The organism is Stutzerimonas kunmingensis (genome assembly GCF_002929225.1).
Lineage (GTDB): Bacteria > Pseudomonadota > Gammaproteobacteria > Pseudomonadales > Pseudomonadaceae > Stutzerimonas.
On record NZ_PISM01000021.1, the window covers coordinates 440,967 to 460,226 of the forward strand.

17 protein-coding genes, 1 tRNA gene and 4 pseudogenes are annotated in these 19,260 nt (G+C 55.5%); 10 read left to right on the forward strand and 12 right to left on the reverse strand.

What is annotated here, in order from left to right; all coding sequences use genetic code 11:
* Positions 1 to 1,137, forward strand: a complete 1,137-nt coding sequence (locus CW305_RS18740; protein WP_023445481.1) for a sodium ion-translocating decarboxylase subunit beta — start codon at positions 1 to 3, stop codon at positions 1,135 to 1,137.
* A gap of 276 nt (positions 1,138 to 1,413) precedes the next feature.
* On the opposite strand, the gene CW305_RS18745 is transcribed toward CW305_RS18740, so the two are convergent.
* From CW305_RS18745 to CW305_RS18755, 3 genes are all read right to left on the reverse strand, one after another.
* A complete protein-coding gene (locus CW305_RS18745; protein WP_003301308.1) occupies positions 1,414 to 1,737 on the reverse strand; it encodes an Arc family DNA-binding protein in 324 nt (107 codons plus the stop codon).
* Positions 1,738 to 1,951: 214 nt separating this feature from the next.
* Positions 1,952 to 2,137, reverse strand: coding sequence for a PA3371 family protein (locus CW305_RS18750; protein WP_014819749.1), 186 nt, complete (start codon positions 2,135 to 2,137; stop codon positions 1,952 to 1,954).
* Between the two features lie 42 nt (positions 2,138 to 2,179).
* Positions 2,180 to 2,392, reverse strand: a complete 213-nt coding sequence (locus tag CW305_RS18755) for a hypothetical protein (RefSeq protein ID WP_023445479.1) — start codon at positions 2,390 to 2,392, stop codon at positions 2,180 to 2,182.
* 269 nt (positions 2,393 to 2,661) lie between these two features.
* Between CW305_RS18755 and CW305_RS18760 the strand changes: the two genes are divergently transcribed.
* Positions 2,662 to 2,738: transfer RNA gene (locus CW305_RS18760), tRNA-Arg, on the forward strand.
* A 723-nt stretch (positions 2,739 to 3,461) separates the two neighbouring features.
* Here the strand turns inward: CW305_RS18760 and CW305_RS18765 are convergent.
* Positions 3,462 to 4,418 (reverse strand): cupin domain-containing protein, encoded by a 957-nt coding sequence (locus tag CW305_RS18765; RefSeq protein WP_146067166.1) that lies wholly within the window; start codon positions 4,416 to 4,418, stop codon positions 3,462 to 3,464.
* Between the two features lie 256 nt (positions 4,419 to 4,674).
* Here CW305_RS18765 and CW305_RS18770 point away from each other — a divergent pair, with 256 nt between their 5' ends.
* Entirely contained in the window at positions 4,675 to 4,989 is a 315-nt protein-coding gene (locus tag CW305_RS18770) for a hypothetical protein (RefSeq protein ID WP_104098595.1), read from the forward strand.
* A 93-nt stretch (positions 4,990 to 5,082) separates the two neighbouring features.
* Here CW305_RS18770 and mobI read toward each other — a convergent pair whose 3' ends face one another.
* Positions 5,083 to 5,667, reverse strand: coding sequence for a conjugative transfer protein MobI(A/C) (gene mobI, locus CW305_RS24020; protein WP_104098596.1), 585 nt, complete (start codon positions 5,665 to 5,667; stop codon positions 5,083 to 5,085).
* 13 nt (positions 5,668 to 5,680) lie between these two features.
* Positions 5,681 to 6,040 (reverse strand): hypothetical protein, encoded by a 360-nt coding sequence (locus tag CW305_RS18780; RefSeq protein ID WP_104098597.1) that lies wholly within the window; start codon positions 6,038 to 6,040, stop codon positions 5,681 to 5,683.
* A gap of 526 nt (positions 6,041 to 6,566) precedes the next feature.
* Between CW305_RS18780 and CW305_RS18785 the strand changes: the two genes are divergently transcribed.
* Genes CW305_RS18785 through CW305_RS18800 form a run of 4 tightly spaced genes read left to right on the forward strand, consistent with a single transcriptional unit; the run spans position 6,567 to position 10,084 of the window.
* Positions 6,567 to 8,486 carry a type I restriction-modification system subunit M gene (locus CW305_RS18785; protein WP_104098598.1) on the forward strand — a complete coding sequence of 640 codons (1,920 nt, stop codon included), beginning with the start codon at positions 6,567 to 6,569 and terminating at the stop codon, positions 8,484 to 8,486.
* Positions 8,483 to 9,475, forward strand: a complete 993-nt coding sequence (locus CW305_RS18790; protein ID WP_104098599.1) for a virulence RhuM family protein/type II toxin-antitoxin system death-on-curing family toxin — start codon at positions 8,483 to 8,485, stop codon at positions 9,473 to 9,475. Before CW305_RS18785 ends, CW305_RS18790 begins: the two co-directional genes overlap by 4 nt.
* A complete protein-coding gene (locus CW305_RS18795; protein ID WP_181063912.1) occupies positions 9,472 to 9,915 on the forward strand; it encodes a restriction endonuclease subunit S domain-containing protein in 444 nt (147 codons plus the stop codon). The genes CW305_RS18790 and CW305_RS18795 overlap by 4 nt, the downstream gene beginning before the upstream one ends.
* Positions 9,905 to 10,084, forward strand: coding sequence for a hypothetical protein (locus CW305_RS18800; RefSeq protein ID WP_245891007.1), 180 nt, complete (start codon positions 9,905 to 9,907; stop codon positions 10,082 to 10,084). Before CW305_RS18795 ends, CW305_RS18800 begins: the two co-directional genes overlap by 11 nt.
* A 114-nt stretch (positions 10,085 to 10,198) precedes the next feature.
* Here CW305_RS18800 and CW305_RS18805 read toward each other — a convergent pair whose 3' ends face one another.
* The gene (locus tag CW305_RS18805; RefSeq protein ID WP_104098600.1) at positions 10,199 to 11,476 is read right to left on the reverse strand and encodes a Y-family DNA polymerase; all 1,278 of its coding nucleotides are present in this window, start codon (positions 11,474 to 11,476) and stop codon (positions 10,199 to 10,201) included.
* Positions 11,469 to 11,906: a LexA family protein gene (locus CW305_RS18810; RefSeq protein ID WP_104098601.1), complete on the reverse strand. Its 438-nt coding sequence runs from the start codon at positions 11,904 to 11,906 to the stop codon at positions 11,469 to 11,471. The genes CW305_RS18805 and CW305_RS18810 overlap by 8 nt, the downstream gene beginning before the upstream one ends.
* A gap of 285 nt (positions 11,907 to 12,191) precedes the next feature.
* On the opposite strand from CW305_RS18810, the pseudogene CW305_RS18815 reads away from it, so the two are divergent.
* A pseudogene (locus tag CW305_RS18815) lies at positions 12,192 to 12,602 on the forward strand (SOS response-associated peptidase family protein); the annotation flags it as partial.
* 117 nt (positions 12,603 to 12,719) lie between these two features.
* Positions 12,720 to 12,911, forward strand: a pseudogene (locus tag CW305_RS18820) (ATP-binding protein); the annotation flags it as partial.
* 213 nt (positions 12,912 to 13,124) lie between these two features.
* Here CW305_RS18820 and CW305_RS18825 read toward each other — a convergent pair.
* On the reverse strand, positions 13,125 to 13,709 hold the full coding sequence (locus CW305_RS18825; RefSeq protein WP_104098603.1) for a hypothetical protein: 585 nt from the start codon (positions 13,707 to 13,709) through the stop codon (positions 13,125 to 13,127).
* A gap of 267 nt (positions 13,710 to 13,976) precedes the next feature.
* A pseudogene (tnpC, locus tag CW305_RS18830) lies at positions 13,977 to 15,128 on the reverse strand (IS66 family transposase); the annotation flags it as partial.
* 7 nt (positions 15,129 to 15,135) lie between these two features.
* Here tnpC and CW305_RS18835 point away from each other — a divergent pair.
* Positions 15,136 to 15,468 (forward strand): annotated as a pseudogene (locus CW305_RS18835) (IS66 family transposase); the annotation flags it as partial.
* Between the two features lie 1,312 nt (positions 15,469 to 16,780).
* Here CW305_RS18835 and CW305_RS18840 read toward each other — a convergent pair.
* Both CW305_RS18840 and CW305_RS18845 read right to left on the reverse strand, forming a co-directional pair.
* Complete coding sequence (locus CW305_RS18840) at positions 16,781 to 18,268, reverse strand: DUF3987 domain-containing protein (RefSeq protein ID WP_104098604.1); 1,488 nt, start codon at positions 18,266 to 18,268, stop codon at positions 16,781 to 16,783.
* Complete coding sequence (locus CW305_RS18845; RefSeq protein ID WP_104098605.1) at positions 18,247 to 19,206, reverse strand: toprim domain-containing protein; 960 nt, start codon at positions 19,204 to 19,206, stop codon at positions 18,247 to 18,249. Before CW305_RS18845 ends, CW305_RS18840 begins: the two co-directional genes overlap by 22 nt.
* Between the last annotated feature and the right edge of the window lie 54 nt (positions 19,207 to 19,260).

Genomic DNA, 19,260 nt, shown 5'->3' on the forward strand with positions numbered 1-19,260 from the left:
ATGGAAAAGTTGCTCAAGCTGTGGCACGGAACCGGCCTGTACCATCTGGAGCCAGGGCAGGCGCTGATGATCTTCGTCTGTCTGGGGCTGATCTATCTGGCGATTCGGAAGGGATTCGAACCTTTGTTGCTGATCCCTATAGGGTTCGGTGGCATCCTGGCAAACATCCCGGTTGCCAACATGGGCGAGGGTGCCGGAATTCTGCATCTGTTTTATGAAGTAGGGTTACCGACCAGCGTCTTTCCGCTGTTGATCTTCATGGGCGTTGGCGCGATGACCGACTTTGGCCCCATGCTTGCCAACCCAAAGACCCTGCTGCTTGGTGCAGCGGCGCAGTTCGGAATCTTTGCGACCCTGCTAGGCGCTCTTGCTCTGACCGCTGCCGGGATTCCTGGTATGGAGTTCACGCTGCGCGAGGCAGCGTCGATCGCTATCATTGGGGGGGCAGACGGTCCAACGTCGATCTTCGTGACATCCAAGCTTGCCCCAGAGTTGCTCGGTCCGATTGCGGTTGCCGCGTATTCCTACATGGCCCTCGTGCCGCTGATTCAGCCGCCGATCATGCGTGCGATGACCACAAAAGAGGAGCGTGCAATCGTCATGATGCAACTGCGTCATGTCGGGCAGGTCGAGAAGATAGTATTCCCGCTGGTGCTCTGCTTGCTGGTCGGCTTGCTACTGCCGGATGCCGCACCGCTGGTGGGTATGTTCGCCTTCGGTAATCTGCTGCGCGAATGTGGTGTGGTGGATCGCCTGGCGGATACTTCACGAAATGCCCTGATCAACATCGTCACCATTGCTCTTGGTCTGACAGTCGGTTCGAAGCTATCGGCCGAGGCCTTCCTGCAGATGAAAACCTTGGGGATTCTCGTGCTGGGTATGGTTGCCTTTTGCGGTGGTACCGCAGCGGGTATTTTCATGGCCAAAGTGATGAACCGTTTCAGTGAGAACAAGATCAATCCGTTGATCGGTTCCGCAGGAGTCTCTGCTGTGCCGATGGCTGCACGTGTATCGAACAAGGTGGGGCTGGAGGCCAATCCTCAGAACTTCCTGCTGATGCATGCCATGGGGCCCAACGTGGCAGGTGTCATCGGCTCTGCGGTTGCGGCCGGGGTGCTGCTCAACTTTGTAGGCTAGTTGTATAGGCGCCTCTGCAGCGGGGGCGCCTTGCTGCATCCAAGTTCTAACTTCTTATCGAGCGCGGATCTTGGGTCGACCATGGATTCGGCGCAACCCGTGTGTCCGAAGCGCATTCGTGCCTGTCTTGATTGGCTAAGACGATGATGAAGGGGTGAACTGATGCGGCTGGCTGACTTGTTGGCCGCCTGAGAGTGGCAGCCGGAAGCAGGGGGTAATCAGAGACAGCGTTAGCTGGAGCCAGTCACCTGTCTCCAGCTGGTGGCTGGTCCGAGGTCAATCTTCTTTGGCGAGCTCGGTGTCCTGAGCGATCAATGCAATGAGCGCGTTCTGCTGGCGGTGAGCGAGCTGGCGAAAGCGCTGCAGAAGCTCTCGCTCGTGAAGAGACAGCTCTGGGCTGTCGAGACGCATGCTCAGATCTTCATCCAGTGCGCCTTCCTGCAACAGGCTCTGCTCCAATCTGGCGATGATTTCTGAGTTCATGCTGCGGTGATGATTCCGCGCTACCTCGGCGATGCGTTCACGCATGCCGTCGGGAAGCCGAACAACGAATTTGTCAGCCGTACGGCTGGAATAAACTGCCTGTTTCATAGGGCGCATAATTAACCGGTTAGTCAGGTGGGCGTGCTGGCGTATTGCCGGGGTAGTCACCGGTCTGACAACCACCAGTACTCGCTGTTCCGTCAGCCAGGTTAAAAATTAGGAGACGGCTTCATGACGCCAATTGTACGTCGATATTCTGATTAGTAAAGTGCTCGTGCTATCAAAATGCCTTTACTGTGAACCAGTCTAATTATCGTCCGACTGTGGGGTCTTAGCGCAGCACTGGATCGAACTTGATCCTGCGTCCGATCATGAGTGCGATCAGGGATAAGCTTCCGAATATGCCAAGTCCTGCCTTGCACAAGGTATCCAAGGTCGCCAGGCTTTGGGGGGCCAGGAAGGCACCGTAGCCGCACGCTGCGGTAAGAAGCAAGCAAGTCAATGCAAATCTGGACATGAGTAACTCCTTTTGCGGAACCATCCGCGCTCAACTAAATCCTTAGAATACCCAGCGTTGCGGTTGAGTGAGCACGCTCGCCTCGCCTGAGTTGAGGGTGGTGATCTGTGCGCGTTCCGAATTACTCGTGCGCTGAATTGAGAACTGGGAAGAGGGCTCGTATCGCTGTTGCTGCGGTTCGGTGGATGGCAGCTGCGAGGCTGTCAGGGCGGCAAATGTAAGGCCTGTAGTAAGAAGAAAAGCCGACTTGATCATGAGCGTTATCCTTCGCGTCACGTTAACTTTGCCTAGCTATTGCAGTAGCTGTGCCAAAGTTTATCTGGATAAAAACTGTTATAAATCAATAAGTTGGCGTTATGTTGGGGCGAGTGTTGCTTGCGCTTTGCACGGACGGCTGATAGCGGTCATGCAATTTGCATTGCTATGTGTGAGAGGCGTATTCGGCTGTAGGAGGCTGCATGGCATCAGGTTTACGATGCGCATGACAAATCATGCTTGGCTCGTTACCATGCCCGCCGCGTGATGTCCCAGTAGCTCAATTGGATAGAGCATCCCCCTCCTAAGGGGAAGGTTGTGAGTTCGAACCTCGCCTGGGACGCCATCAAATCAAGTAGTTACGTCTGATTGCTCGCTGTGGTTACCGCTATTTAGCGATTAAGGGACCACTTCGAGGACCACTACTCAGAAGTGCCTACGTTATGCCCAAGTCCTGATCGCCAAGCTCAGTTTTTATCCGCTCGGCCGAGGGTTCGCCCTTTCCAGGCAGAAGCACTTCCTCAGAGCTGCTGGGCACCCACCTCACGTTTCCGAGCCGAACGATAGTCATCTATGATCGAGATGTTCTGGGTAGTGGCTGTAGGCTATCTGTGGTTTCGGTAGCGCTACATTCGAATCGGCTCTGGCATGCATGCGATGGATCGAGTTTCATCTTCTAGACGTACCGTTGCTCTGTGGGCTACGCAAGCGGCTGGTCGGTGGTAATCAGCCGATCTTGAGGATAAACGGCTTAATCTGTGTCCGCAGAGTTGCTATCGAATCGCTACCGCATCGATAGCAGCGGGCAACGTTCACCCGAGTCCCCTCCGCGACGCTCCGAGCACAACCGTGCGTAACACGTGAACAGTAGCCACTCGGTTTTGCGATCCTGTTGATGGCCTCGCGGTCACCAGAAAAAATACGCAGGCGGCACCATCATTACAGCGAAACCAGGGCGCTTCATCGGACCAACGGGATGTAGCTCTATCCTGAGCTCCCAGGAGAGGCCTTCCCAAAGCCGACGGCAAGGCCAAAAAATAGCGACTTTTTCTGTAATCGGCTGTGCAGGTCAGTAAGGTTGGAGGGCTTGGTCAGTAGATGCTGGCTTCACGAAAAGCAATTCCTGACCTCGGTTGAGAACAAAAGGAATTCCAGCTTCGTTGTGAGTGTACTCTGGCCCAAAGTAGATAAACGCCCAGTCGGGCAGTGCAGCCGATAAGCGACGATAGAACGCTGCGTGGTCGAACCCAGCCAACGGCTCAGTTTTCACTTGATGCCAGTGCCCGGAAATCATTCCCTTTTCGTCATATTCCTCAATGACTTTATCCAACACGACCCCGCCCAGTCCGCGCAATCGATAAGAGATACTGTCACCATTCCTAATAAAGGAAGGGGTTTCGACAGCGACCATGCGTGCGTTGAATGATTTCTCCGGCCGTTCGGAGCTAGATAAGCTGCCACGGAGAACGCAGGACCAGTTCTCACATAACGGGCCATCCACTCGAAGCATCCGGTAGCTTGATTCGGCGCCAAAAATAGCCTTATTGGTCCACTCGAAAGGCTTATATCGATACTCATCAGGCAGCGCATCGGCAGCTGCCTGCTCGAAAATCTCTGTCAGCTTCTGCTGAGCTTCTAGAGGATCCCGGGCCAGGCGTTGAGGCATCCATACAGGCATCCACATTCCATGACGTGGCAGGTATGTTTGGTCGTTGAAGAGCTCAAGCACAAAAAATGCTGACATCGCAGGGCTCGGTACACCGGGGAGCGGGGTGGCGCGCCCCAGCAAATGCTCCCTAAGCAGAACCGCATCTAGCGTTTGAGCGAGACCGCCTGGACCACTCTCTATCTGCGTATTGACTTCCACATCTTTTAAGCCCGAAGAGTATCCGTTGGTATTCATCACCTGCAGCGCCAAGGAATCTGAGCTATGCCCCTCCTTGATTGCTGCTGGGGTGGAAGGCGTTGGCGCTGCACAGCCGGCCATAATCAGCACGCTGACAGTTAGCAAGAAAACTCTGATCACTACGTATCCCTAATAGATCCTGATTTATCGACCGCGCCGGTATTGCGGAGCAGGTGATGCCTCAATGATATCATTGAGAGTGCTTGCGCCAAGCGTTTCCTGGTCTTGCTTCTTCGCTTCGGTGAGTGACCATTGCACGGGGATACATCGTGAAGTGAGTTACAGCATGCACTTGATGTTGGTTCTGGACAAAGAATGGGCAGGCTTTCAGGTGCCGCGTTCCTGTGCCGACCAGTAAGATATTTCAAGGGGCCATATGATCAGCTTCTTCCGGAAGCGCCTAGGTGGACAGAACTTCAATAATGGATACATCACCATTGTTTATCCTGCCAGAGGGCAAGGGATAGTGGTTAATGACTCGCTCTCTGCTGAGTCGCTAGAAGTGCCACTGCCTGGAGCTTTCGCAGAAAATATACTTATTTTAGATTTTGAGAAAGAGGATGACGACCTCAGTGGGGAGGATGCCTTTAACAGGGAGCCGTTATTCTGCATAAACCCCGGAACAGGGCTCCTTATGGTGGATGACTTTATTGACTGTGGTGGAAATCTGTTTGGTTGCTCTGACGACTAGTTGTTAGAGTCGTGTTGCGCTCTTCATGCTTTGGATTCGCCAGCTTCGCGCTGGCGTCGTTTATTATCATGTCTGTAGCGGAAAATCTGCTGTCTAGATGCAATAATGATTATTGGCGATACTCGAAGACTCTAAGCAAGAGGTGCAAGGCTCTTCGCAGTCGCAGACGAAATACTCTTCATAGGTTTTGTGTGGGAGACGTTCGCTAGACCGGACGTCGAGAAGCCTCATTTGGGGAATGTTGTTTATAGTGTTCGAAAGTCCCGAGACCTGTCTGCAGAATTTCCTGACTTCGGAGAATGCGTTCTCTGCCTCTTTGATTGCCTTGGACTCTGCAGCTGAGCAGCTTTTGAATTTGCTCGCGGGAATCCTCAGGAGTCCTTCGCTACGAATACCCTCGGAGTAACACTGATCACCGTAGCGCCCTTTGTAAGCAAACCACTCGATGTGTGCTCCGCTCACAATATTCTTTATTCTCACATCGTGGACCCAGGCCTTCCCGCGTTTAAAGTCCTTCTGATATTCGTCGCGCGCTTTTCTGTATACGAGCTGAATTCTTAAGGCCTCCTCCTGCGCGAGCGTGGCCATCGAGTCACGTACTTCACGCAGTTGGGGAAACTTTTCCGCTATCAGCCAAGATAGTTGGATGCCCAGTTTGCTTTCTGTGATGTCTTCCATGACTGTGCCGGGCTCAAGGATCCATTTTTTCAAAACTTGAGAGAATGGTGTCCAGCGTTTTGAGTTGCATTCTCAAATCATGCATCTTTTCTTCAGTGTCCAGGAAGACCACCATTTCCTCTTCGCTCATACCAAAGGTCAGTTCACTCAAAAAGCACTCGATAGGCGAGGAAGGCATATCAATCACAAAGTCTCGCTCGCAACCAATCTGCACCCAGGTAGGAATACTGCGCCCGTCGATAACTGCTACCACGGGAACGACGTCCTTGTTGCTGAGCTCGTCATCCAGGTAAGTGTTACGAATTTCCCCGATGCTCTGAAGCAACTGGTTTTTCCGCTCTTCCAAGTTTTGTACAGTAAACTCAATATTCATGGGTGTCCCCTTTGTTGGATCTGGGGTAATTGTCCACGATAAAAAGAGCTTGTGATCCGCGCAAAATGCATAAAAAAATGATTAACTCATAAAAATGCTGGAAGCAGTTAATAAGAGAGTGCTTGAGCATGTAATGAGCACTGGGATCATTCAGGCTACATCGTGCGGGTCCGCTGGCAGATTATGGCTGCTGAAATTTTTGGATAATAAAAGCCCGCGCAGTATTGAACGGCGCGGGCTTTTGCCCTAACGCGGGCCGCGGCGAACCCCCGAGACGGAGGCAGTGCATAAGCACATTTTCGTGATTCGCTGCCGGCGTTTTCGGCCACCACCGGCTGGGCCGCTCTAGTTAGGCTCCCAGAGCAGAGCTGCAAATCTATGGTGGATGATCGCAGAGTCGCCTCGACTAGCAAGTTTGCCTACTGGCTCGGGCGCAGATGAGGGGGTAAGGTTCGTCACCCGATCAAGCTATCTCGTAGGGCTTGGGCTTCAGGCTCCTCCTTGGTTTCGAGCAAGGAATATTTGCGTGCATCAACAGACACTGGCCCCCTTCATTTGGAATATCGCAGATCTGCTGCTGGGCGCGTTCAAACCCTCCGAGTACGGCCGAATCATCCTGCCCTTCACGGTGCTGCGTCGCTTGGAGTGCGTGCTGGAATCTACCCGAGACAAGGTGTGTAGCCAGTACGAAGCTATGAAAGCAAGCGGCGTGGACATGGACCTGATACTGCCATCCACCGCCGGTGCGACCTTCTATAACGTTTCGCAGTTCTCCCTGGCCAGCGTCGGCTCCACCAGTACGCGCGCCAACTTGGAAGACTACATCGCGAAGTTCTCAGCCAATGCCCGCCAGGTGTTCGAGCACTTCGCCTTTGATCGGTGGCTGGAAAAATTGGAGAAGGCCAACCTTCTCTATCTGGTTACGCAGAAATTTGCCGCAGTCGACTTGCACCCGAGCCGACTCAGCAACCACGAAATGGGCCTGGTGTTTGAGCACCTCATTCGCAAGTTCGCCGAGTCTTCCAATGATGACGCAGGCCAATTCTTTACCCCGCGTGATGTTGTGCGTCTGGCCACCACGCTGGTATTTGCCCCCGATCACCAGGCACTCAATGGCGAAGGCGTGGTGCGCACCGTATATGACTGTGCCGCCGGCACGGGCGGTTTCCTGTCCTCTGCCATCGAGCAGGTGTACGAGTGGAACCCCAATGCCCGCCTGGTGCCCTATGCCCAGGAACTCAACCCAGAAACCTATGCCATCTCCGTGGCGGACAAGCTGATTCAGGGGTTTGAAACCAAGAACGTCAAGCTCGGCAACACCCTGTCCAACGACCTGTTGCCTCACGAGCAGTTCGATTATTGCCTGGCCAATCCGCCCTTTGGTGTGAAGTGGGAAAACGTCCAGAAGCAGGTGCAGGCTGAGCACCGCCAGCAGGGCTTTGCCGGTCGCTTCGGTCCCGGCCTGCCGCGTGTGGGCGATGGCTCGCTGCTATTCCTCATGCACCTGCTGTCCAAGCGCAAACCCGTGGACCTGGGTGGCAGCCGCATCGGCATCGTGCTATCCGGTTCGCCACTGTTCAACGGCGGTGCCGGCTCAGGAGAGTCGGAAATACGCCGTTGGATTCTTGAAAACGACTGGCTGGAGGCGATCATCGCTCTGCCTAACGACCTGTTCTACAACACCGGCATCGGCACCTATATTTGGGTGTTGTCCAACCACAAGGACACGCTGCGCAAGGGCATGGTGCAACTGATCGATGCCACTGCCATGCATGCCCCCATGCGCAAGAGTTTGGGCAGCAAACGTAAATACCTGTCGGATGAGCAGATAGCCGAGATTGCCAAGCTGCATGAAGCCTTCGTGGAAAGCGCGAACAGCAAGATTTTCGCCACCACTGACTTCGGTTACCGGCGTATCACCGTTGAGCGCCCGCTGCGCCTGCGCTTCTCGGTCACCCCGGACAAGCTCGCCGCTTACCAGAACACCAAGGGCGCCGACCAGATTGAGGCCTTTGCTTCGGTGCAGGGCGACTTCGACAATCTGTCGGCCTTCCTCAAGGCGGCTGGCATCAAGAAGCTCGGCAAGGGCGCGCTGAAGGCCGCACTTGCCTGCTTCGGCGAGCGTGACGCCAACGCCCAGTCGGTGCTGGACGACAAGGGAAATCCGCAGTTCGATTCCGACCTGCGCGAGTTCGAGAACGTGCCGCTGAATCAGTCCATCGACGATTACTTCGCCCGCGAAGTGCTGCCCCATGTGCCGGATGCCTGGATCGACACCGGCAAGACAGATCCGAAGGACGGCCAGATAGGCATCGTCGGCTACGAGATCAACTTCAACCGCTATTTTTACGTGTACCAGCCGCCGCGTGCGCTGGCCGAGATCGATGCCGATCTGAAGGCGGTGGAGGCCGAAATCGCCGCACTGCTGGGCGAGGTGACGGCATGAACGAAATCCTGATCTATCAGGTGGGCAATCATCCGGTTGAGGTGCGTCTTGAGGGAGAAACCGTCTGGCTCAGCCAGCGGCAGCTGGCCGAATTGCTGGATACCACCACTGACAATATCAGCCTGCACGTGAAGAACATCTACAGCGATGGAGAGCTGGACGAGGCGGCAACTACCGAGGAAAGCTCGGTAGTTCAGCAAGAAGGTAAACGGCGTGTCACTCGCCGCCTGAAGCTCTACAACCTGGACGCCATCATCTCGGTGGCCTATCGGGTCAACTCCAAGCGCGGAGTTCAGTTCCGCCAGTGGGCCACCCGCGTGCTGCGCGAACACCTGACCCGTGGCTTCACCCTCAATCGCCAGCGTTTCGAGAGCAATGCCGGCGAGCTGGAGGCGGCGCTGCTGATGGTGCGCCGTCTCACCCATAACCCCGAGTTGAGTGCCGATGCCGGACGCGGCCTGGCAGATATCGTCAGCCGCTACGCGCAGACCTTTCTGCTGCTGCAGCGTTATGACGAAGGCTTGCTGAGTGAGCCCCTGGTGCAGGCGGGAGGCGTGTTGCCGACGCCAGATCAGGCACGCACCGCGCTGGCTGAGCTGAAAATCAACTTGATAGGTCGTGGCGAGGCTACTGAGCTGTTCGCCCGCGAGCGTGGCGATGACCTGGCCGCGTTGCTGGGCAACCTCGACCAGAGCGTGTTCGGCGAGCCGGCTTATCCCAGCATTGAGGCCAAGGCGGCGCACCTGTTGTATTTCGTCATCAAGAACCATCCGTTCGCCGACGGCAACAAGCGTAGTGGCGCCTTCCTCTTTGTTGACTTCCTGCACCGCAACGGCCGTTTGCTTGATAACGCTGGCCAGCCGGTGATCAACGATATTGGCCTGGCCGCGCTGGCGTTATTGGTCGCCGAGTCCGCCCCGGCACAAAAGGACACCCTGATCCGCCTGATTATGAACATGCTGGCCGGGCCGACAGGAGTGCAGGCATGAGCCATTACAAGCCCTATCCGGCGTACAAGGATTCCGGAGTGGAGTGGTTGGGGCTGGTGCCGGAGCACTGGGACGTATGCAAGCTGGGCTTTCGGTATTCGATTGAGCTAGGGAAAATGCTTGATGAAAAAAGGCTAACCAAGACCAGCTTAGTTCCTTATTTACGCAATCAGGATGTGCAGTGGGGCAGCATCAACACCCAGGATCTACCTGAGATGGATATTCACCCTGAGGAGTTGGAGCGGTACACCATTCGGCATGGTGATCTCTTGGTTTGTGAAGGTGGCGATGTCGGTCGTGCTGCTATTTGGCGCGGTGACAATGCAGCCTTCGGCTACCAGAAGGCTCTGCATCGTCTGCGCCACCGCTCAGTAAGTGCAGACACGGCAGAGTTTTTTTATTTCTCGCTTTTGACCGCTAAACAGCGAGGTGAAAGCTGATCTGCCTTCAAAAGCAATCTCTGCCATTGCCGCCGCTATGAGCAGCCACACGAGTATGGCGACCAAGCTGCTCAGCGATGAGTCGACACGGGATGTGTTCCTGACGGTGGTGTATGAGCTGCTAAAGAAGGAAGCGGGCGCGGGTTTATTTAGTTCCGTTCGTGCGTGACGTGGCTGTCCCAGTGGGTTGATGTCCCCTTCATTCCACATAACTAACTTGGTGGAACGCTACCCCCTTGTTCCACAGTCAGTGCAGTGGAATGAGGGGGATGAAACCTTGCCTTTATCGTGCAGCTACTTTCCACAGTTGATCGACTCGCGTAGTGAAGCTCTGGCTCAAAAGCTCGCGGCGCATCCCCCATTCAGGGCTTGCTGGCACTATGCCGGGCCGCAATGTACCGCGCCCCCATTTGGCGTTGACCGAATCCAGAACGGCCATCACCTTTTCCGAAGCAGCAGGCTGGCTGGCAGCAAATAAGTCGTCAGTGAATTCGCCGCGTCCGCAGAGATCCATCAGCAGTACCTCGGCCTTCGCATAGGAAAAACCTGGGCGATACACTTCATCGAGGCCGGCAAGTGCGGCCTGGGTGATCAGTCGGGTGTCGTCGGTGGGGTAGGGCAGCTCGCACAGCATGCCCTTGGCAAATTTGAGCTCGTCCGGATTAAACATGCCGGTGCGAATGCTGACCCTGACTTTCCTGCAGACAGAGCCTTGCGCGCGAAGCTTTTCGCACGCCCTGGCCGCGTATGTGGCGACCGCTTCGCGGATGGGGGGCAGGTCTTCCTGACGCTCGCCGAACATTCTGCTGCAGCAAATCTCCTGTTTCGGTGGCGCGACGCTGTCCAGTTCCAGGCAAGCAGTGCCCTGTAATTCCCGTGCCGTTTTTTCCAATACCACGCTGAATTTCTTCCGCAAGGTCCAGGCATCTGTTTGAGCCAACTGCCACGCTGTCCGAATCCCCATCGCGCCGAGGCGTTCGGTCAGTTGCCGGCCGATGCCCCACACTTCGTTGACTGCAACGGCGCGGAGCAGCTTGTCGCGGCGTTGGGAATCAGTGAGATCCACCACGCCTCCGGTCTGCTTCTGCCACCTTTTCGCAGCGTAATTGGCTAATTTCGCTAAGGTCTTGGTCGAGGCGATGCCGACTCCGGTAGGAATGCCGGTACTGGCTAAAACTTGAGAGCGGATCTCACGGCCCAAGCGCACCAGGTCCGACTGGATGCCTGTCAACTCTGCAAAGGCTTCATCGATGCTGTAAACCTCCAGCTTCGGTACCAGCCCTTCGATGACGGTCATGACCCGTTCGCTGATGTCGCCGTACAGCGCATAGTTTGAACTGAACGCAACTCCTCCAGCTGCTTCGTAGGACCTCCGAACCTTAAACCAAGGTTCGCCCATCTTGATGCCTAGCGCCTTGGCCTCGGGGGTGCGGCTGATAACGCAGCCGTCATTATTGGACAGCACCACAATAGGCGTGCGCATCAGATCGGGGCGAAAAACACGCTCGCAACTGCAGTAAAAACTGTTGCAGTCGATCAGCGCGAAAACGTTCTCAGCCACTGTTGCGACCCCGCCGGCACAGGCCTATATAAACCCCCCAGATGTGCAGCTCTTCGCCTTCCAGCACGTATCGCGGTGGGTAAGCCGAATTGGCAGAGTGCAGCACCACCTGCTGCGACTCGATGTCGAAAATCTTGATCAGTGGATCGCCATTGAGGCAGGCAATCACCACGTCCTCGCGGCGCGGTTGCAGCGCTTTGTCTATCAGCACTAGGTCGCCGTCGAGAATGCCTAAGCCCGTCAGGCTATGGCCTGAAACCTGAGCGAGATATATCTGCGGGCGGTGCAGGCGAAATAGCTCGTCGAGCGAGATTCGCTGCTCCAGGTGGTCCTGAGCGGGGCTCGGAAACCCAGCCGGGACGGTCGGCAGGAAAAATGGAATGGTCGTCGGGGAGGGCGCAACGGGGCCGAGGATCGAAACGCTGTCCACGGGAGTCACCTTGAGCACTGGATGGATGAACAGTATTTGTTAGCGGCAGTACACAGTCAATCGAAAATAACGGGAGGAGGACATGTGCGGACGTTTCGTCCAACGACAAAGCCTGGAGGCTTACCTGGACGAGCTGGGTGAAAACAATCACCCCTGGCTGGGTGGGATGACACGCCGCTAGCGCGTTACAACGTAGCAGCGAGCATTCCCGTACATCTACTACGTGTTTTAGTTGGTGGGCTTATCGCTTCGCCAGTGCGCTTGGGGTAGTCCCCGGCTTGGGCGAAGGGGAAGATGCCACCGCCCATCAATGCCCGGGTGGAGAAGGTCGCGGAGGGGAAGTTTTTCCGGCAAATCTGGCCGAACCGAGCCCTGGTGGCAGCAGACGGCTGGTACGAGTGGGTGAAAGACGAAACGGACCCAAAGCGAAAGCAGCCGTACTTCATCCAGCCGCGCGAGGGTTCTGCCTGTTTCTTCGCAGCAATCGGAAAATACCCAGCGGACGGAGAACAGTGCGACGGAGATGGCTTTGTGATTATCACTGCAGACTCGAAGGGAGGCATGGTCGATATCCATGACCGACGCCCGATTGTGCTGACACCGGAGCTGGCTCGCGAGTGGATTGATCCCGATACCACCCTGCACCGGGCCGAGCAGCTACTGTTGCGTAAGCGTCTGGCCAACACACCTCCCTGATCCCTCCAGCGTATCCGCTCCATAAACCCCACCTACCCATAGCCTGCTGATCATTGGATGCTGAGCTCCCGTTTTCACCGGAGTTCATCCTTTGTCTGAATGTGGGTGCTAACGCTCAAACTCAGCCAGCGCTCGACCATCGTTACCAGCCAGATGCCGGTGGACAACTGGCACGAGCTGATCGGCGACCCGACCCTGGCCGACGCCATCCTCGACCGCCTGGTGCACAACGCTTACCGGATCAATCTGAAGGGTGAATCAATGCGCAAACGGACGCAGAAATTGACGACGCCGGGCACCTCAGACTAACAATGCCAGCCCTGCGTCGCTGCGCTCCGACTGCCCGGCCGGATGGCCGTGGAACAGGTGGCCAGATGGCCGTGGAATGCCTGGCCAGATGAGCGTGGACTGGGTGGCCGGATGGCGTGGAATCCGCACCGAACATTACGAAAAAACCGGCACGAGGCCGGTTTCTTAATGCTGAGCCGGATTGCCAAGTGACGTGCCGGCTTCGAGCGCGATTTAGAAGATGGTGCCTCTCTCGCGCGCGCTCTTTAGTTTTTCAGAGGGATTGGGATCTGCTCGCCACTCCTCAACGCGGTAGAACCGATAGCGCTCTTCACTGGCGTAGGTCTGGAAATAGACATCGATCTCGGTGTCGCTGACCACTTTGATGTGCAAGTTAAAGTCCCGCTCATCCCAGCCCTGCAGGTTCACGTACCCATCGATGGGGCTCTGCCAAGCATAGTGAACACGCTTGGTCATTGGATCGCCATAATAGAAGCGCTCCACCTCCACGAAATAGCCCAGCTCGACTTTTGGGTCGTTCCAGTTGAATTTCAGGTCAGTTTTGGGCTTAAAGGTGAAGCCGGCCTCTCTGACCTCTTCGGCGTCACTGATCCACTTGTAACCCTCAAGCACCTTCATCATGGCGAGGATGTGGGTCTTGTAGGACTCATCCATTCGATCTTCCGATGAGTCGTAGTAATCGACGCTGGTGCGGTTTCGGTCGAGCTCAAGCAACTGCTCGTCAGCCACTGTCCGTGCAAGCACGGAGCCGCTGAACAGTGCGCCAATCAGCATGCCCGCCGTAATCATTTTGTACATGGTGCTTCCTTGTTTGTGGTGTGGGCCCATCCCCAGCTAAATTATCTACCGCTTTACATGGGCTATGGCTATCGGAGCGGTCTCGTTTGTTGATCCATTTCGACAAATAATGGCTTTTAATGACGTTCAACAGGCGCCGGAAAGCTGCGCTATAGAGCGGCTCCGCCTGTCGCCTTCGATTGGACTGAAGATTACGCCAGTCACAGTATTAATGCTTGAAAGGAGTGACGTAAAAGGGTATGCGTCCGGCCATCACGCCTTGCGTGATTAAAGTGGCTGCCACTTATGCGGTAGCAATTGATCGATGTCACTCGCCCGCTGCGTCGGCAGGCGCGTGAGGACATCCTTCAGGTAAGCGTACGGATCATGGCCATTGAGCCGTGCAGACTGGATCAGGCTCATGATCGCCGCAGCCCGTTTTCCGCTACGCAACGAACCTGCAAAGAGCCAGTTCTTGCGTCCAAGAGCCCAGGGCCGGATCTGGTTTTCTGCCCAATTATTATCAATGGGTACAGCCCCGTCATCGAGGTAGCGCGACAGCGCCGCCCAGCGTTTCAGGCTGTAACTCAGTGCTTTGCTGATGGCTGAGCCTTCGGGCACGAGATCGCGCTGCGCCATCATCCAGGCATGCAGCCTATCCATCACCGGTACCGCTTTTTCCTGCCGTATTTGGCGTCGTAGATCCGGCTCCAGGTCGCGGGCTTCGCTTTCGATTTCGTACAGCAGTTGGATATAGCGCAGGGCTTGCTCGGCGAGCATGCTCTTGTTGGTGACGTGCAGTTCGTAGAACTTGCGCCGCGCATGGGCCATGCAGCCGATCTCGGTCACGCCGAGTTCGAAGCTGGCCTTGTAACCGCCAAAATCATCGCAAACCAGCTTGCCCCTCCAGTCTTGCAGGAAGTTGCGAGCATGTTCACCGGCGCGGCTGGGGCTGAAATCGTAAACGACAGCCGCTGTTTTGCAGAACTGGCTGGTGGCATAGGCCCACACATATGAGCGGTGGGTTTTCTTTGAGCCGGGCGCAAGCATCTGTACTGGTGTTTCATCGGCGTGGACGACCGGCTGCCCGAGCACTACATCGCGCAGCGCGTCGACCAGGGGCTGCAACTGCACACCGGTCACGCCTACCCATTGAGCCAAAGTGGAACGTGGAATCGCCAAGCCCGCACGACCGAAAATCGACTCCTGGCGGTACAGCGGAAGATGATCGGCAAACTTGGCGATCATGACGTGGGCAAGTAGCCCGGCGGTCGGGATACCCTTATCGATGATTTGGGCCGGAACCGGTGCTTGGATCAGAGTTTCGCAGTCATCACAGACGCACTTGCCACGGACATGGCGTTCGACGGTAAACACGTCTGGTGTGTAGTCCAGCTTTTCGCTGACGTCTTCTCCGATACGCTTGAGGGCGCAGCCGCATGGGAAGACAGCCCTGGGCAAGGCCGTGAACTACCTGGCCAGCAACTGGAGCAAGCTGGTGCGCTACGTCGAAGGCGGAAATCTGCCTATCGACAACAATCGCGCCGAGAACGCCATCCGCCCGTTCGTCATCGGCCGCAAGAACTGGCTGTTCAGCGACACGCCCAAGGGCGCGACGGCCAGCGCAAAGATCTACAGCCTGATCGAAACCGCCAAGGCCAACGGCCAGGAGCCCTACGCTTGGCTGCGCCATGTGCTCGAACGCCTGCCGACCGCCAACAGGGTCGAAGACTATGAAGCGCTGCTGCCGTGGAACTGCTCGCCAGCGCCGCCACGCTAAACGGAACACGCCTCATATAACAAGGTGGGGTTGGTGGATCGCTTACGATGCGGGAGTCAACCTGACTCTTTACTCCCCCAAGGCCTATGGTATCCATTGAGATAGCTCTTAGGGGGAATGGTCGAGCGCGCCGTCGTTCTGGTGTGTCCCAGCTGCAAGGAGCCAGCGATCTCTGGCTGTTTCTACTTCCCAAGGGCAAGCGCTTCGGCCTGTTGATGCGTCACGCATAGCTGGACTCCGGCGCTGCCCACTCTCTTGCCAGCACACAGCCTTCATGGTTCTCGGTCGAAGTTTCTTTTACGGTATTCGGTTAGTTGCCCGCGTTCCTAGATTTCTTCCGCATCAGTCCGCAACGGGTCCTCATCCAAACATTCGCGAGCATCTAGGTTCCTCAGGATCCGCACTTTCCGCAGCCATATTTATACAGATCGTGTCGTTATTGCCGGTCAGTAGGTGGCGGTGTGAGCATAGCGGACGGACTCGCATCCCGAAGTTTGCATCACGGACCGTAGATCATGATTTACGGAGTTAATTGGTGTGGAAATCTCTTGGCCAAGCCCGCTTCGGAGCGTTGTACCACTCCATTGGCATAACTGCTTGCCGAAGGGTTTCATTTGCTGATTGCAGTCCATGGAGCGAATGAGTATTGGACTAACGCGCTAGCTGAACCTGAAGCGTATTTACGAACGCATCATCATTCTCAACCCCCGTCGCCTGCCGGAGAAACACAAACTAAGTGCCGGGATCTTGGCGGTGATTCATACCTTCCAGGGCGACCTAGGTATGTAATCGCGCTGACACCACCGTCGATCACAAGCAAGATAATCGCGCCAAGCCCGACCAGGAATCAATATGGCATTTGCATCCAGGAAAAATGCACTAGGCCAATAGTGCTTAAGTATTAAAGGACACATTTTCGTGGATGAGGAGCCCGGTTTGTACTCAGCGTAGTAAGCACTACCCCGATATGGCGGACAGTGCTGCATGGCGAAAAACGTGGTCTGCGTTAATACTAGTTATACCGATATCGAGAAGCACGCCGAAAATCATAGTCGAGAATTGAGCTGTCAGGTGGCAATACGGTGCAGCACTTACGGGAAATTGGCAAGAACAGCCTGCCTGGCAAAGTCCAGCGCAAGAACGAGAAGGATCATGCCGGATCCGTTAATGATAATAGCTTTAAGATGCGTGCGGATTTTGCGGATTTTGCGGGTCTCTTGACTTGGCTGCATATGCGATGCGGATGCTTTGCGGAAGGATGCGGACTGCGCTTCGGATTTTCCGAAGAATCCGCATCGACATAGCGCGGGAGTCAAAATTCCTCGGGAGCGGCAATTTCTGCAGCCATATTGATACGGAACGTTTTGCCATCGTCGGTTAGTAGCTGACGGTGCATGAGTAGCACATTTAGTATCTCGTCCCGCAGCTTCGCTTTACGGACAATCGGTGGTCCAGATTTACCGAGCTTATTGACGTGGAACTCCCTCCAGTGTCCGGCCCGTTTCGGATCTTCGAACCACTCCATTAGCTCAGCAGCTTGCTTGAGAGTTTGTTTTACTGCTCCGCTGTCTATGTACCGCGACCACTCTTGTAATGAGTATTGCACCAATGCAATTGCACGACTCATGCAATCGCCGTCGATCTCGGCTTTTCCTTCGAAGCATGCAAAGACTGCTGCTAGGCGCCGTGCAAGCTCGCCTGCGCGACTAGCGAAAGGTCGCAAAGAGGCGAATTCACCTAGCAGGCCCTGTTCGGTCTCTACCTTGTTGTAATACTCAACCCATACATCAAGGGCGTCGGCGGACAGTTCTATAACGGGCGGCTGCACCTCGCCCGTTTCGCTGTTGATGTACTGCGGACTAGCCATCAATTCCAGACACCTGGCCCAGAAATTCACCAGGCGCTGGTCCGAACATGATTTGCGAGTCATCTGCTCTACAGTTATCAGGCGAGTACCAGCCAGTGTCGCTGGACTTGCGAACAAAAAGCGAGGCAGAAATCCTTGCCCTTGTAGCAAGGGGTCTGCAAGGGCATTGGCTACAGTGACCGGTTGGGCAAGAAGGTGAATACTCAGACGGCGATCGAAGGCAGAGCCTGATCCCTCTAAGTTACCTAGCGAGCGCGAGCGCTCGAAAGTACCGTCATCGAATCCTTTGACCAAGCCGCCAAGGGTTGCGGCACGTGTGTCGGATTTTAAAGACGCACCACCTAGTACCTGACCACCCTCGTCAGTGTCCCAGGAAGCTGCAGACGTGCCGCGTATCATGTCGCCGGCAATTCGCTCAAAGGTGGCGTCGCTATATTGCGAGCGCGGTTCGCGAGGGAGGGGGTGGTCCTGCAGGAACTTTTCTCTGTCCTTTCGACTGAGCTTTGCTGACCTGCCTAGGCTTTCGGTATTCTCCTGCCGCCATAGACGTAAGCTTTCTCGCTCGCCTTCATCGATGACTTTGAAAGCGAGCTTTCGGCAATCAGTTTTGCGATCGCCAGACTCAGCTAAAGTCAGCAAGAACAATGAGCAGGGCATGCCATCAGGACCGTGGATGGCAGGTGCTTTAACGCGGGTCTGTGCAATATGAACGATTGCGCCAATCACGCACTGTCCTGCCAGCGCCGGCGCAGCCTGTACTAGCTCTGCTATTGCCAAAACGGCATCTCGTATAAGCTGCGGAAAGGCTTCTAAGGGATAAGGCGTGGGCTGCGCAGAGCTTGCCAACAGTGGCACGGGAGGGAGCGTCGGATCAAACGAGGGGCGCTGTGCCAAAGTCATGAGCGCAGCTTTCATGCTCTTGCCCTCAGCCATTGGCGTAGGTCGTTGAAGTCAGTCAGATGTAGAGGACTGCCTTCTGGCCAAGCGGGGAAAACTACACTGCACTTCAGTTCATCAGCCGCGCGAGTAGCGTCGGTTCGGCCGCGGTTATGCTTAGACTCTCGATCATCATCTCCAGCCAGGATGATCTCAATGCTCGGATAACGGCGTCGTAGCTGCTTAGCAACAGCTAACAGATTTCCCGCGTTCATCGCGCAAGCTACAGGTGAGCCAGTTTCCTCATGGATAGTTGCTCCTGTTGCCCATCCTTCGCAAATGTACACAGGTCGATCGGTTTGCAGCGAGCCGATGGGAGAGTAGCAACCTTCTACCTTTCCTCCTTTCAGAAATAACTTCCTGTTTTCTTCAGGGCAATTGTGCTGTACATAAATGCGCTGTAGGTTCATCAACGTACCCTCAGAGAACAGAGGGACGAGCAAGACACTGTCTTTAACGCGCAGAATATGGGATTCGCAACCTTTAAGTACGAGGTAAGGATGGTCACTGCTAGCTCCGCTGGAGGACTTCCACAGCTCGCGTGCTTTAATCGAGGCTTGGCTGTGCCGTTCATGCCTAAGAGCAGCTTGCTGCCGTCGCAACGCCTGAAATTGCTGGTCCATCACATACTTCTCTACCGTACTGGCTGGATGCCGGCTCGACCAAGTTCGTGAGATGTCGGCTTTCCAGCTGCCGAAGGCTCCGCCCCAAATTTCGCCAGGAAACAGCACGTACCAGCCATTTTTCGAGCTAGGACGATCGCCAGGGACGTCGAAACGGTGGATCACCCGGTCCGGAATGGGCGTCCAGTCGAGAGGGCCGAAAACAAACTGCATTTCGTTAAGAAATGCGATAGCCGGGGCAAGAGAGGCAAAAGACGATCGAGCCAAGGTTGGCTTTTTTTCAGTCTTGGGTGGGGTTGGTTTGATGCGCATGTAAGATCCTGAACCAGTTGATTGGTACAGAAACTTTGCAAAATTCCCTGTGCT

Coding starts and splice junctions, on each gene's coding strand:
- CW305_RS18740 (WP_023445481.1), top strand. CDS start 1: ATGGAAAAGTTGCTCAAGCTGTGGCACGGAACCGGCCTGTACCATCTG.
- CW305_RS18745 (WP_003301308.1), bottom strand. CDS start 1,737: ATGCGCCCTATGAAACAGGCAGTTTATTCCAGCCGTACGGCTGACAAA.
- CW305_RS18750 (WP_014819749.1), bottom strand. CDS start 2,137: ATGTCCAGATTTGCATTGACTTGCTTGCTTCTTACCGCAGCGTGCGGC.
- CW305_RS18755 (WP_023445479.1), bottom strand. CDS start 2,392: ATGATCAAGTCGGCTTTTCTTCTTACTACAGGCCTTACATTTGCCGCC.
- CW305_RS18770 (WP_104098595.1), top strand. CDS start 4,675: ATGATCAGCTTCTTCCGGAAGCGCCTAGGTGGACAGAACTTCAATAAT.
- mobI (WP_104098596.1), bottom strand. CDS start 5,667: ATGGAAGACATCACAGAAAGCAAACTGGGCATCCAACTATCTTGGCTG.
- CW305_RS18780 (WP_104098597.1), bottom strand. CDS start 6,040: ATGAATATTGAGTTTACTGTACAAAACTTGGAAGAGCGGAAAAACCAG.
- CW305_RS18790 (WP_104098599.1), top strand. CDS start 8,483: ATGAACGAAATCCTGATCTATCAGGTGGGCAATCATCCGGTTGAGGTG.
- CW305_RS18795 (WP_181063912.1), top strand. CDS start 9,472: ATGAGCCATTACAAGCCCTATCCGGCGTACAAGGATTCCGGAGTGGAG.
- CW305_RS18825 (WP_104098603.1), bottom strand. CDS start 13,709: ATGTACAAAATGATTACGGCGGGCATGCTGATTGGCGCACTGTTCAGC.
- CW305_RS18840 (WP_104098604.1), bottom strand. CDS start 18,268: ATGGCTGAGGGCAAGAGCATGAAAGCTGCGCTCATGACTTTGGCACAG.
- CW305_RS18845 (WP_104098605.1), bottom strand. CDS start 19,206: ATGCGCATCAAACCAACCCCACCCAAGACTGAAAAAAAGCCAACCTTG.